The following is a 12,747-nucleotide window of genomic DNA, read 5'->3' as shown; positions in this document are numbered from 1 at the left end:
GATGTATCTGTTTGCTATAACAGACTTAGTATACTAAAACAGCCGAGAAAGGTGTGAGCTACAGTGCATGAGGATATAGAAAAAATATTAATAACTGAAGATGAAATTAAGGCTAAGGTGAGTGAACTTGGCCAGAAGATTACCAGGGATTATAAGGGAAAAAATCTAATGCTGCTCTGCATACTGAAGGGGGCTATGATGTTCTTGGCAGACCTCTCCAGAGCGATAGAGCTTCCATTATCAATGGATTTCATGGCAGTGTCAAGTTATGGGCTGTCAACCACATCTTCAGGAGTGGTAAGGATTATAAAAGACTTGGACTACAGTATTGAGGGGAAGGATATACTTATTGTAGAGGATGTAATCGATAGTGGCCTTACTTTGAGCTACCTGAGAAAGGTATTGCTGGATAGGAAGCCTGCCAGCTTGGGTATATGCAGCCTACTGGACAAGCCAAAGAAGAGAAGGGTGGAGGTACCGGTAGATTATACCGGTTTTGTTATAGATGACCTTTTTGTTGTTGGCTATGGACTGGATTTTGCTGAAAAATACAGAAATCTGCCTTATATTGGGATATTAAAACCTGAGGTCTATAAGTTTTAACCTTTGCTCTAAGGTTAAATCAACTGATACCGAGGTAATATTATAAGACAGCCTTTGAATAGACAAATAAAATCAGCTTTATTGTTTTTTAATATTAAATGTGCTAAAATTAATTGTTGTGCCATAAGTTTGGTTTTTAAAGGAGGCATGATTTTGAATAAAATTTTTAGGGATGTAAGTTTTTATATATTGATTATCATTGCCATATACGCTATAGTCAGCATGTACGGTATGCAGACTTCACAGGTTGAAAACTTTGATTATGCTCGTCTCATAAGAGAGATAAACAGCAATAATGTAAGCAGTATAACCATATCGGGTAATATGGTCAGTGGCGAACTTAAAAATGGTACTTCTTTTCAGTCAAATATAATAAATGAAGAGAGCTTTGATCAGTTTATACAGCCCTATATTGTCAGCGGTCAGATAAAATATGTTGAACCCAAGAATACAAATCCGCCATGGTGGATTCAGATGCTCCCAACAATATTTATGATTGTGATATTTGTTGTCTTCTGGTTTCTTATTATGCAGCAGTCTCAAGGTGGAGGCAGCAGAGTGATGTCTTTTGGTAAGAGCAGGGCCAGGATGCAGACGGACCAGACGAAAAGGGTAACCTTTGACGACGTGGCCGGTGCTGATGAGGAGAAGGCGGAGCTTCAGGAGGTTGTGGAGTTTTTAAAACAGCCACGCAGATTTATGGAACTGGGGGCAAGGATACCCAAAGGTGTACTGCTTGTAGGTCCCCCAGGCACGGGTAAGACTCTACTGGCAAAGGCTGTGGCCGGAGAAGCCGGGGTACCGTTTTTTAGCATAAGCGGTTCTGACTTTGTGGAAATGTTTGTAGGTGTTGGCGCTGCCAGGGTAAGAGACCTTTTTGACCAAGCCAAGAAGAACTCTCCATGTATCGTCTTTATTGATGAAATAGATGCTGTTGGCAGGCATAGAGGTGCAGGACTTGGCGGCGGCCATGATGAGAGAGAACAGACATTAAACCAGCTGCTTGTGGAGATGGACGGTTTTACTACCAATGAGGGTATCATAGTTATTGCGGCGACTAACAGGCCTGACATACTGGACCCGGCACTCTTGAGGCCAGGCCGCTTTGACAGGCAGATAGTTGTTGGCCTTCCAGATGTGAAGGGAAGGGAACAGATACTGAAGGTTCATGCAAGAGGCAAACCAATTGTTCCTGAGGTAGACTTTGGGACGTTGGCACGAATGACACCCGGTTTTACTGGTGCAGATTTGGAGAATATGATGAATGAGGGCGCTCTTTTGGCGGCCAGACGGGGCAAAAAAGCCATTGGCATGGAAGAACTTGAAGAGGCAATGACCAGGGTTATAGCAGGACCTGAGAAAAAGAGCAGGGTGATGAGTGAAAAGGATAAGAGGCTGGTTGCATATCATGAGGCTGGACACGCAGTTCTTGCAAAACTCCTTCCCAATACGGCACCGGTTCATGAGGTATCTATAATACCAAGAGGCAGGGCTGGTGGATACACCATGATACTACCAGAAGAGGACAAGTATTTCATGTCAAAATCTGAGATGATTGATGAGGTAATACACCTGTTGGGTGGAAGAGTGGCAGAGAACATTGTCCTGCATGACATATCTACAGGAGCTGAGAATGACCTGGAGCGGGCTACGTCTCTTGTCAGGAAGATGGTCACAGAATATGGCATGAGTGAGAACCTGGGCCCGATGGTCTATGGCTCAGAGAAAGATGAAGTATTTATTGGCAAGGACTTTGGCAGGCAGCGCAACTACAGTGAAGAGGTTGCTGCCTCTATAGATAGGGAAATAAGAAGAATAATTGAAGAGTGCTACAAAAAAGCTGAAACTCTGTTAAAGGATAATATAAATAAACTGCACTCAGTTGCCAGGGCATTAATTGAAAGAGAAAAACTGAATAAAGATGAGTTTGAAGAGCTGTTTGCCAGTGCATAGGGCAGGGTATGAGACCCTGTTTTTTATTTTATTCTTTTATGAAATTGTGTTAATACAATACTGCGTAATATTTGTATATACCATAAATAAATTTTGTTATATAATAGAAATGTGTGAGGAGGGATAAAGTGGATTTAAATAACATAAAAACAGGACTTGAAGGTACAATTGAAACATTGGTTACTGATAAGGACACTGCAGACAACTATGGCAGCGGGGCTGTGAAGGTGTTAGCTACACCTCGTGTAGTTGCCCTGATGGAAAATGCAGCGATGGCTGCGGTGGACATGCATCTACCAGTAGGATATGTGACTGTTGGTACAAAGATAGATATTCAGCATTTAAAGGCTACCCCTGTAGGTATGAGGGTAAGGGTGAATGCAGTACTTGAAGAGTTCAGTGGGCATAGGCTGGTCTTTACAGTTGAGGCCTATGATGAAAAAGAACTTATTGCAAAAGGTATCCATGAGAGGTTTATTGTAGAACTAAAAACATTTCTCGAAAGGTGTGAAGCTAAAAAATTGTAATGATAGAATGGTGGTGCAAGTTTTGGGTAAGAATGATGTGGACCTGCTCTATGTGTCCCACTTTTACGATAACACAGGATACGTAATATATAATGCAGAGAGCAAATTTGTACGCTTCTCCTGCAATTTGTATAAACTGTTTGATTTAGACCCTGCAGAAGACAGTTTAAAGTGCAAGATCGAAGAATTTTTGCTGTCTGACTCTGACTTAATGAAAGACGACTTCCAATTTAAGTATAAAGAATACAGGGATAGGAGATTTTTGGTGATACGTGTCTCACTTGATAATTCCTTTAATAGTGAATATGTGTTTGTATTTGTGAGTACAGAGTTTTTTAATATCAACCTGGAGAGGATGCAGGAGATTGAGGAATTGAATGTAAAGGGACTATATGCGAATACCCTTGCCCACGAGATTAAAAACTCTCTGACGATAATCAAAGGATTTTTTCAGCTTTTTAGGGCAAGATATACTGGAGAAGGCGAGTACGTGGACCTCATGATGGAAGAGGTGGAAAAGGCCGTAAATCTTACAAATGGTTTTATGCGGATTAATAGGTTCTCAGGGGATGATATCAGATGGGCTGATGTCGTCGATATACTTACAAATCTTACCAAAAAACTTACTATTATATTAAATGGGGAGCATATTATAAAAACATGTTTTAAGGATATCAAGAAGGCTATGATTGATCCTGGAGTGTTGCAGCGAGTTTGCCTTAACCTTCTTCAGAATGCTATAGAAGCTATGAACAAAACCGGTATTATATATATTTACACTGATGAACTCACAAACGGAATGATCCGCATCAGGATTGCTGACAACGGGTGTGGCATTCCTAAGGATATTAAAGACAAGATATTTTTGCCAAATTTCACAACAAAGGCAAGAGGTACGGGATATGGCCTGGCCATAACCGACGCCTTGCTCAGGAAATATAACTGCAAGATACGGGTGAGAAGCAAGGTAGGCAGGGGGAGTATATTTACCGTGTTACTGCCTCCGGAGGATTGAAGGGGATGTCAAATGCTAAATGGCACCATAATAAAAATAGAAGACATAGATGAGGCTAAGGAGATTATAAAGGGGCTGGGCGCAGACAGGGTGTCAATAAATATAATGGCCCCCAAGGCATTACATATAAATATGTATTTTGAAGGAGTAAAGGCCCCGGCCGCTAATATAATAAAGCAGGAGATGCTCTCTGCAGGTGGAGAGGTGGCTGTGGCAAGAGGTGCTGTAAGCTGCATAATAGATAAGACCGATATACTTATCATGGGGACATTGAGCCAGTTCAAAAAGCTTGTCAAGAAGCTTAATGCCCAGCCATTTTTTGATATACCTGATATACTGAAAACTATCAATAAGCTCCTGTTTATGTATCAGAGAAAAAGCAGCTTTTATATTGGAGACAGATTTTTTGAAAGTGACAGGACTTATTTCATAGGTGGAGAAGATTGTGATATTGTGTTGGGGAAAGACGCATACGAAACAGTAGAAAAAATATATAATGCTCTTTTTATAATAAAGGCGTCAGAGTTTCAGCATAATGATATTGAGACTATTGTAAAACAGAATGATAGTCTGTGTGTTGTTTATGATTTGGGATATATTAAGGATGTAATAAAAGAAATAAAAAGATATGTAGAAAAGCTTATGGACGTTGCCTATCAACTTGGGCTTGAACATAGCAGGCTTATGTTTTCACCGGGGATAGGTATAAATAAAAATCCTGAAGACGACAAATTAATAATGCAGATGATTGATGAATTAAAACTGCTTGGGCTTCCAATAATGATTGACCTTAGGTGTTTAAAAAACTCTGCTTTTGTGTGTGGATATGCAAGTGCAAAGGGAGCAAATTTTTTTATGATATAATTTAAGTAATAGAGAAGGGATTTTATAACATTGTCAAATATATATCATTGCAAAAGAGAAGGTAGCTTGTTGCCATTTATCTACTAAGATAAAAAGATATTTTATCTCATAAAGTGGATAAATATACGGCTTTCACTGGGTGAAAACCTTGGAAGCCGTTTTTTTTATTTCAGATGGTCTTACACCATCAGGTCATCTAAAGGCCATACCACGACATCCATTTGAGCCATGCACCACAAATGTTGAGATATGGCTTTCTTGGTAAGATGGATTTTGCTATAATAGAAGCAGTGGCCATAATAGAGGAGGGAAATATTGTCTCATCCACCTCGCTGAGTAATTCCCCGACTTTTGCAAAGATGGCAGAGAAGGTCATGATAGAGATAAATCTGAGCCAACCACTTTCATTGGAAGGTATGGATGATGTATATCCTGAGGCCCAACTATATAGGAAACCTATACCTTTAGTCAATGTGGACGTCTGAGGTGAAACGTGGAAGTATACCCGAAAACCTGTTACCCTTACAGTCGGGCGCTGGCAGCGTAGTCAATAGAGCATTAAAAGAGGGCGGAGGTGTCCACACCCCAATGCTGCTGAACAAAGCCCTATCCTGGCACATAAGGTTTCAAGAGACGGGTTCTATGAAAATAAAATAAGGGAGGTTTATATATGTTTGATGAGGATAAGGTAAAGGAAATTAAAAAGGCCCGTGAGGAATGGGAAGAAAAGTTCGTACAAAAGACCATATCCCATTTCCCCGAGAGGAAAGTCAGGTTTCAGACAGACTCAGGAATAGAGGTAAAGAGGATATACACCCCTGAGGACATAAAGGACATGGACTATATGAATGACCTTGGCTTCCCTGGTGAATACCCGTACACTAGAGGTGTGCAGCCAACCCTCTATAGGGGCAGATTCTGGACAATGAGACAGTATGCTGGCTTTGGTGATGCCGAAGAATCTAATGCCCGATATAAGTACCTGCTCTCGCAAGGACAGACCGGACTTAGTATAGCATTTGACCTTCCTACGCAGATTGGATATGACTCTGACCATCCCTTGGCTGAAGGTGAGGTAGGCAGGGTAGGTGTCGCCATATCATCTCTTGCTGATATGGAGATACTTTTTGATGGTATACCTTTGGATAGGGTAAGCACATCTATGACCATAAACGCTCCTGCAGCGATATTATTAGCCATGTATATAGCAGTGGCAGAAAAGCAGGGTGTATCAATGGATAAGCTGGATGGCACCATACAGAATGATATATTGAAGGAATACGTGGCAAGAGGAACATATATATTTCCGCCTGGCCCATCCATGAGGCTTATAACTGACATATTTGAATTCTGCTCGAAAAATGTACCCAAATGGAACACAATAAGTATAAGCGGTTACCATATAAGGGAGGCTGGAGCCACAGCAGTGCAGGAGGTGGCCTTTACACTGGCAGATGGTATAGCCTATGTGGATGCAGCTATAAAGGCGGGGCTTGATGTAGACGAGTTTGCTCCACGGCTATCATTCTTCTTCAATGCCCATAACAACCTGTTCCAGGAAGTAGCTAAGTTTAGAGCGGCCAGGCGACTATGGGCCAAGATAATGAGGGAAAGATTCAACGCAAAGAATCCAAAATCCTGGCAACTGAGGTTTCACACTCAGACAGGTGGTTCTACCCTGACTGCGCAGCAACCTGACAACAATATAGTAAGGGTAACCCTGCAGGCCTTAGAAGCTGTCTTGGGTGGCACGCAGTCGCTGCATACCAACTCAAGGGATGAGGCTCTGTCACTTCCTACTGAGGATTCAGTCAGGATAGCCTTAAGGACACAGCAGATTATAGCCTATGAGAGCGGTGTAGCCGATACAGTCGACCCACTGGCCGGCTCATACTATGTGGAGGCTCTCACTGATGATATAGAAAAAAAGGCTATGGAGTATATAAAGAAGATTGATGAGTTGGGCGGTGCGCCTAAGGCTATTGAAAAGGGATATATCCAGAGGGAGATACAGGATGCGGCCTATGAGTATCAAAAGGCTGTAGAGTCTGGGGAAATAGTGGTCGTTGGAATGAATAAATTTCAGATAGAGGAAGAACCTCCAAAGAACATTTTGAGGGTTAACCCGGCGGTTGCAGAAAAACAGAAGGCAAGGCTTGCCAAACTCAGAAGAGAGAGAGACAATAATAGGGTGAAGGAAGTACTTGCCGGCGTGGAAAAAGCCGCCAAAGGAGAGGAAAATATTATGCCATACCTTATAGATGCGGTAAAGTCTTATGCTACCCTTGGTGAAATATGTGATGTTTTAAGAGAAGTCTTTGGTGTATATCAGGAATCAGTTATATTATAAGGAGGGGGAAGACCATGGACAGGCCTATAAGGGTTTTGGTTGCAAAACCAGGGTTGGACGGCCATGATAGGGGTGCTAAGGTCATAGCAAGGGCATTCAGGGATGCAGGTATGGAGGTTATATACACCGGCCTGCGTCAGACTCCAGAGCAGATTGTTGAGGCTGCAATTCAGGAGGATGTAGATGTGGTTGCCCTGAGTATATTATCTGGTGCACATAATACACTGCTGCCCAAGGTAGTACAGCTTTTGAAGGAGAGAGGTGCGGGGGACAAACTGGTTATTGGTGGAGGTGTAATACCGCAGGAGGATATCCCCTATCTCAAATCACAGGGTATTGCTGAGATATTTACGCCAGGTACGCCAACCTCTGAATCTATAGAATTCATAAAGGCTCATGTCAGGGTTGAGGCATAATGGATATAAAAAAAAGAATACTTGAAGGGGACAGACTTGCACTGGCTAAGCTTATCACCATGGCTGAAAATAATAGACCAGAGGCTACAGAGGTTATTAAAGAAATGTATTATAGGACCGGCAATGCTTATTTAATAGGAATTACCGGTCTGCCTGGCGCAGGCAAAAGCACATTGACAGCTAAGCTGGCTAAAGCATACAGCAAGATGGGCAAAAAGATAGGCATAGTAGCCTGTGATCCAACAAGTCCGTATACCGGAGGGGCAATACTGGGTGACCGTATAAGGATGCAGGAGTTGTTTACCGACCCCAATATTTTTATCCGCAGCATGGGGTCAAGGGGACACCTTGGTGGACTTTCTAAAGGGACAAGAGCTGCAATACGGGCAATGGACATATTTGGTATGGACTATATATTTATTGAAACTGTAGGTGTCGGACAGTCCGAGGTTGAGATTGCCGGAACTGCGGATACCACCGTAATGGTTTTGGCACCTGGCCTTGGAGATGATATACAGGCAATGAAAGCAGGTATAATGGAGATTGGCGATATATTTGTAGTCAATAAGGCTGACAGGGAAGGTGCTGAAAAGACATCCCGTGAGATTGAAGCCATGCTGGACCTGAATGAAAGGTCCTCATGGAGGCCAAGGGTTATTTTGACCGTGGCACAGGACAACAAGGGCATAGAAGATGTCCTGTATGCAATAGATGAACATATGCGATATCTCAAAGACTCAGGGATTTTTGATAATAAAAGGAGAGAAAATATTAAGAATGAGCTCTTAGAACTTTTAACGCAAAATATTATGGCAGAAATTATGTCAGGGCTGTCAAAAGAGGATCTTATGGGAATTGTAGATAAGGTAGCAAAGAGAGAATTGGACCCATACAGTGCCTCTACCGATATAATAAAGCAGACAAGGATTGGGGGCTGTAGATAGCTGTAATTATATATTGACATTATAACATCTAATATGAATGAAACATGGTTAAAGCCAGAGTATATTTCCTAAGACCAGCAAGAAACTCTACTGATTGTGAACAGATGCCCATATTATATTAATCAGAGGAGAGATATGGAAATGATTCAGAAAATTGACCATATAGGAATTGCGGTTAAAAATCTTGATGAGGTGCTTAAATTTTATGAGGATACTCTGGGGATAAAATGCACTGGGACAGAGGTCATAGAGGGACAGCATGTTAAAACTGCATTTCTTCCCTTGGGCAACTCAGAAATTGAGCTATTAGAGTCAACATCTGAGGATGGCCCTATCGCAAAGTTCATTGAGAAAAATGGAGAGGGTATGCAGCATATAGCTCTGCGTGTCGATGATATTGAGAAGGCACTGGAGGAGATGAGAGATAAGGGAGTGAGGCTTATTGATGAAAGGCCAAGAAAGGGAGCCGGTGGGGCTAAGATTGCTTTCCTGCATCCCAAAAGTACACATGGGGTTTTGCTTGAACTCTGTGAGAGAAAATAGACTGGAGGTATGGTGATGAAAGTAAGTGAACTTATTGATGACCTCATGAAAAGAAGAGAAAAGGTGTATCTTGGTGGAGGACCGAAAAGGATAGAGTCACAGCACAAGAAGGGAAAGATGACAGCCAGGGAGAGGATAGAATATTTTCTTGATAAGGACAGTTTTGTGGAGATAGATACTTTTGTAGAACACAGAAGCACAGAGTTTGATATGGACAGGACTGAGATCCCCGGAGAGGGCGTGGTTACAGGATATGGCACGGTAGACGGCAGGCTGGTTTATGTCTTTGCCCAGGACTTTACTGCTATGGGTGGGTCATTGGGAGAGTATCATGCCAAAAAGATTTGTAAGGTTATGGACATGGCACTTAAGATGGGGGCCCCTTTGGTTGGCCTCAATGATTCAGGGGGTGCCAGGATACAGGAGGGTGTGGACGCTCTCTCTGGTTATGGAGAGATATTCTATCGGAATACTATAGCATCAGGAGTTATTCCGCAGATATCAGCTATAATGGGTCCGTGCGCAGGTGGTGCTGTTTATTCCCCTGCTCTCACCGATTTTGTGTTTATGGTAAATGGTTCCAGTCAGATATTTATAACGGGGCCTCAAGTGGTAAAAGCAGTAACGGGTGAGGATGTTACACAAGAAGAATTAGGTGGAGCTTTAACTCACAGCTCAAAGAGCGGTGTTGCCCATTTTGTGGCGTCTGATGACAGAGAATGTTTAGATCAAATAAGGATGCTACTCAGCTATCTGCCATCAAATAACCTGGAAGAGGCACCCTTGAAAAATACAGGAGATGATGTAAACAGGGTGGCAGAGGTGCTGGACAGCATAATACCGGATAATCCGAACAAGGCATATGATATGAAGGAAGTTATATCAGCGGTGGTGGACAACGGAGAATTCATGGAGGTAATGGCTGGCTACGCAAGAAATATAATCACCTGCTATGCCAGGATAGGCGGCAGGAGTGTGGGCATAATAGCCAATCAACCCAATTTCCTTGCCGGAAGCCTTGACATAGACGCATCAGATAAGGCTGCAAGGTTTGTAAGGACATGTGACGCTTTTAACATCCCTTTAGTCAATTTTGTTGACGTACCGGGTTACCTGCCGGGTACAAATCAGGAATATGGTGGAATAGAAAGACATGGTGCAAAACTGCTGTATGCCTATTCAGAGGCGACTGTGCCAAAGATTACAGTGATAACCAGGAAAGCATATGGGGGAGCATATATCGCCATGTGCTCAAGGCATTTGGGAGCTGATGCTGTATTTGCGTGGCCTACAGCTGAGATAGCAGTCATGGGACCTGATGGTGCAGCCAACATAGTATTTAAAAAGGAAATAGAGGAATCAGAAGATCCTGCAGAGACAAGGAGACAGAAGATAGAAGAATACAGGGAGAAGTTTGCCAATCCGTATAAAGCTGCTGCCAGAGGATATGTAGATGACGTTATTGAACCCAGGTTTACCAGGCAGTATATTGCGCAGAGCCTTGAGATGCTCAGGAGTAAAAGAGAGACAAGACCAGCCAAAAAGCACGGCAATATGCCTGTGTAAAGGGGTGATATGGTGGGAAGCGAGTTACTGATGGTTACCATTGTTGGTATGGGTGTTGTGTTTGGCGTACTGATTCTTCTGGCACTCATCATAATGGGTTTTAAATATGTATTTTATAAGGAACCGGAGAAGGAAACGGTAAAGGAGGTTTCGGCGATAAATAACCTGGAAAAAGAGAAGGCTAATGATGAAGAACTGGTCGCAGTAATTGCTGCCGCTATAGCCAGTTCAAATCCGGGTATGAGGTTTGTAGTGAGAAATATAGTAAGGATACCTGATACTTCTCCTGCATGGGGAAGGATGGCAAGACAAGAGCAGATTAATAGAATATCGGGGAGGTAATAATGATGAAAAAGTACAGGGTCACCGTAAATGGGAATACATACGAGGTAGAGGTGGAAGAACTGGCAGGTGATTTAGAGAAGCCGTCATATGTCCCTACATCACAACCGGCTGTAACACCTACATCGCCTGTTACGCCAAAACCTGCAGCCCCTCAGCCAAGGCCGCAGTCACCGAAACCTGCTGCAGCGCCGGGAGCGATAGCATCTCCAATGCCAGGAACCATACTGGATGTTAAGATTAAAGAGGGAGACGAGGTAGAGAAAGGACAGGTGCTTATGATACTGGAAGCCATGAAGATGGAAAATGAGATAATAGCCCCGTCCGATGGGAAAGTCAAAGCGATATATGTCCAAAAGGGAGCTTCCGTCAATACCGGGGATCCGCTTGTTGAGCTCTCGTAGGAGGGGTTTAAATGTCAATAACTAAAATATTCATAGACCTGTATGAGAGTACTGGATTCAAGGCCATGACCATTGGCGAGTTGATCATGATTGGTGTAGCATGTTTCCTTATATATCTGGCAGTGGTAAAAAGGTACGAGCCTTTGCTGCTCTTACCTATTGCCTTTGGTATGCTTCTTGCCAATTTGCCTCTGGCAGGGTTGATGAGTCCGCCTGTATATCAAACCTCTGCAGATGGTACTCAGGTCATGACCCAGCCGGGAGGACTGCTGTATTACCTGTATCAGGGTGATGCTCTTGGGATATTTCCACCACTTATATTCTTAGGGGTAGGGGCCATGACGGACTTTGGGCCAATGATAGCCAATCCCCTTTCGGTATTGATGGGAGCTGCTGCCCAGCTGGGTGTTTTTATAACCTATAATGTTGCTGCAGGCCTTTTGGGTTTTACTCCAAAGCAGGCAGCCGTCATTGGCATAATAGGTGGTGCTGATGGACCTACAACCATTTACTTAGCCACCAAACTGGCTCCCGAACTTCTTGGAACAGTGGCGGTTGCTGCATACTCATATATGGCCTTAGTGCCTATAATACAGCCGCCCATCATGCGAGCACTTACAACCAAAAAGGAAAGACAAATAATGATGAAACAGCTCAGGCCGGTTTCAAAGACAGAAAGGATAATCTTCCCAATAGTAGTCACGATAGTAGTTTCCTTGATTCTTCCTCCTGCTGCCCCGCTGATAGGAATGCTCATGCTTGGAAACCTCTTCAGAGAGAGCGGTGTAGTGGAAAGGCTTTCTAAAACAGCACAGAATGAGCTGAATAATATAATAGTCATATTTCTTGGTACATCCGTCGGTGCCACAACCAATGCCCAGACTTTCTTAAATACCCGTACCTTATATATAGTAGTTCTGGGTCTCGTTGCTTTTGGGGTATCCACTGCTGGTGGAGTGATATTGGGAAAGGTCATGAACTATATATCTGGTGGTAAGATTAACCCGCTCATAGGCTCGGCTGGTGTCTCAGCCGTACCAATGGCGGCAAGGGTATCACAGGTGGTGGCTCAGCAGGAAAGGCCGGGCAACTTCATACTCATGCATGCTATGGGTCCTAATGTTGCAGGAGTTATAGGCACTGCGGTAGCAGCAGGAGTCTTCTTGTCAATATATGGAGGTTAATATATAATAATAGGGTATCTATATAGATACCCTATT

14 protein-coding genes are annotated in these 12,747 nt (G+C 43.0%); all 14 read left to right on the top strand.

Features of this window, described 5'->3' with window-relative positions:
- The first annotated feature begins 63 nt into the window (after nucleotides 1-63).
- Entirely contained in the window at nucleotides 64-603 is a 540-nt protein-coding gene (gene hpt, locus FWJ32_RS08680) for a hypoxanthine phosphoribosyltransferase (RefSeq protein ID WP_149545562.1), read from the top strand.
- Nucleotides 604-750: 147 nt separating this feature from the next.
- The gene (gene ftsH / locus FWJ32_RS08675) at nucleotides 751-2,556 is read left to right on the top strand and encodes an ATP-dependent zinc metalloprotease FtsH (protein ID WP_149545561.1); all 1,806 of its coding nucleotides are present in this window, start codon (nucleotides 751-753) and stop codon (nucleotides 2,554-2,556) included.
- Nucleotides 2,557-2,684: 128 nt separating this feature from the next.
- Nucleotides 2,685-3,083, top strand: a complete 399-nt coding sequence (locus FWJ32_RS08670) for a thioesterase family protein (protein WP_149545560.1) — start codon at nucleotides 2,685-2,687, stop codon at nucleotides 3,081-3,083.
- 22 nt (nucleotides 3,084-3,105) lie between these two features.
- Nucleotides 3,106-4,098 carry a two-component system sensor histidine kinase NtrB gene (locus FWJ32_RS08665; protein ID WP_162523575.1) on the top strand — a complete coding sequence of 331 codons (993 nt, stop codon included), beginning with the start codon at nucleotides 3,106-3,108 and terminating at the stop codon, nucleotides 4,096-4,098.
- A gap of 12 nt (nucleotides 4,099-4,110) precedes the next feature.
- A complete protein-coding gene (locus tag FWJ32_RS08660) occupies nucleotides 4,111-4,962 on the top strand; it encodes a dihydropteroate synthase (RefSeq protein ID WP_149545558.1) in 852 nt (283 codons plus the stop codon).
- A 215-nt stretch (nucleotides 4,963-5,177) separates the two neighbouring features.
- The gene (locus FWJ32_RS13500) at nucleotides 5,178-5,447 is read left to right on the top strand and encodes a sugar phosphate isomerase family (protein WP_275266286.1); all 270 of its coding nucleotides are present in this window, start codon (nucleotides 5,178-5,180) and stop codon (nucleotides 5,445-5,447) included.
- A 185-nt stretch (nucleotides 5,448-5,632) separates the two neighbouring features.
- Complete coding sequence (locus FWJ32_RS08650) at nucleotides 5,633-7,312, top strand: acyl-CoA mutase large subunit family protein (RefSeq protein ID WP_149545557.1); 1,680 nt, start codon at nucleotides 5,633-5,635, stop codon at nucleotides 7,310-7,312.
- Nucleotides 7,313-7,326: 14 nt separating this feature from the next.
- A complete protein-coding gene (locus tag FWJ32_RS08645) occupies nucleotides 7,327-7,728 on the top strand; it encodes a cobalamin B12-binding domain-containing protein (RefSeq protein ID WP_149545556.1) in 402 nt (133 codons plus the stop codon).
- Nucleotides 7,728-8,672, top strand: a complete 945-nt coding sequence (meaB, locus tag FWJ32_RS08640; RefSeq protein WP_203227642.1) for a methylmalonyl Co-A mutase-associated GTPase MeaB — start codon at nucleotides 7,728-7,730, stop codon at nucleotides 8,670-8,672. Before FWJ32_RS08645 ends, meaB begins: the two co-directional genes overlap by 1 nt.
- Before the next feature lie 141 nt (nucleotides 8,673-8,813).
- Complete coding sequence (gene mce / locus FWJ32_RS08635) at nucleotides 8,814-9,215, top strand: methylmalonyl-CoA epimerase (RefSeq protein WP_149545554.1); 402 nt, start codon at nucleotides 8,814-8,816, stop codon at nucleotides 9,213-9,215.
- A 15-nt stretch (nucleotides 9,216-9,230) separates the two neighbouring features.
- Nucleotides 9,231-10,781: an acyl-CoA carboxylase subunit beta gene (locus FWJ32_RS08630; RefSeq protein ID WP_149545553.1), complete on the top strand. Its 1,551-nt coding sequence runs from the start codon at nucleotides 9,231-9,233 to the stop codon at nucleotides 10,779-10,781.
- Between the two features lie 12 nt (nucleotides 10,782-10,793).
- The gene (locus FWJ32_RS08625) at nucleotides 10,794-11,123 is read left to right on the top strand and encodes an OadG family protein (RefSeq protein WP_162523574.1); all 330 of its coding nucleotides are present in this window, start codon (nucleotides 10,794-10,796) and stop codon (nucleotides 11,121-11,123) included.
- Nucleotides 11,124-11,128: 5 nt separating this feature from the next.
- On the top strand, nucleotides 11,129-11,527 hold the full coding sequence (locus FWJ32_RS08620) for a biotin/lipoyl-containing protein (protein ID WP_149545551.1): 399 nt from the start codon (nucleotides 11,129-11,131) through the stop codon (nucleotides 11,525-11,527).
- A gap of 11 nt (nucleotides 11,528-11,538) precedes the next feature.
- Nucleotides 11,539-12,711: a sodium ion-translocating decarboxylase subunit beta gene (locus FWJ32_RS08615; protein WP_162523573.1), complete on the top strand. Its 1,173-nt coding sequence runs from the start codon at nucleotides 11,539-11,541 to the stop codon at nucleotides 12,709-12,711.
- The last annotated feature ends 36 nt before the right edge of the window (nucleotides 12,712-12,747 follow it).

It is taken from the genome of Calorimonas adulescens (assembly GCF_008274215.1).
Taxonomy (GTDB): domain Bacteria; phylum Bacillota; class Thermoanaerobacteria; order Thermoanaerobacterales; family UBA4877; genus Calorimonas; species Calorimonas adulescens.
This window is presented reverse-complemented; position numbering and strand designations above follow the sequence as displayed.

What these genes read in the sequence shown, in the direction of transcription:
- FWJ32_RS08615 (WP_162523573.1), top strand. Translation starts at nt 11,539, where the DNA reads ATGTCAATAACTAAAATATTCATAGACCTGTATGAGAGTACTGGATTC.
- FWJ32_RS08660 (WP_149545558.1), top strand. Translation starts at nt 4,111, where the DNA reads ATGCTAAATGGCACCATAATAAAAATAGAAGACATAGATGAGGCTAAG.
- FWJ32_RS08645 (WP_149545556.1), top strand. Translation starts at nt 7,327, where the DNA reads ATGGACAGGCCTATAAGGGTTTTGGTTGCAAAACCAGGGTTGGACGGC.
- mce (WP_149545554.1), top strand. Translation starts at nt 8,814, where the DNA reads ATGATTCAGAAAATTGACCATATAGGAATTGCGGTTAAAAATCTTGAT.
- FWJ32_RS08630 (WP_149545553.1), top strand. Translation starts at nt 9,231, where the DNA reads ATGAAAGTAAGTGAACTTATTGATGACCTCATGAAAAGAAGAGAAAAG.
- FWJ32_RS08620 (WP_149545551.1), top strand. Translation starts at nt 11,129, where the DNA reads ATGAAAAAGTACAGGGTCACCGTAAATGGGAATACATACGAGGTAGAG.
- ftsH (WP_149545561.1), top strand. Translation starts at nt 751, where the DNA reads ATGATTTTGAATAAAATTTTTAGGGATGTAAGTTTTTATATATTGATT.
- FWJ32_RS08650 (WP_149545557.1), top strand. Translation starts at nt 5,633, where the DNA reads ATGTTTGATGAGGATAAGGTAAAGGAAATTAAAAAGGCCCGTGAGGAA.
- meaB (WP_203227642.1), top strand. Translation starts at nt 7,728, where the DNA reads ATGGATATAAAAAAAAGAATACTTGAAGGGGACAGACTTGCACTGGCT.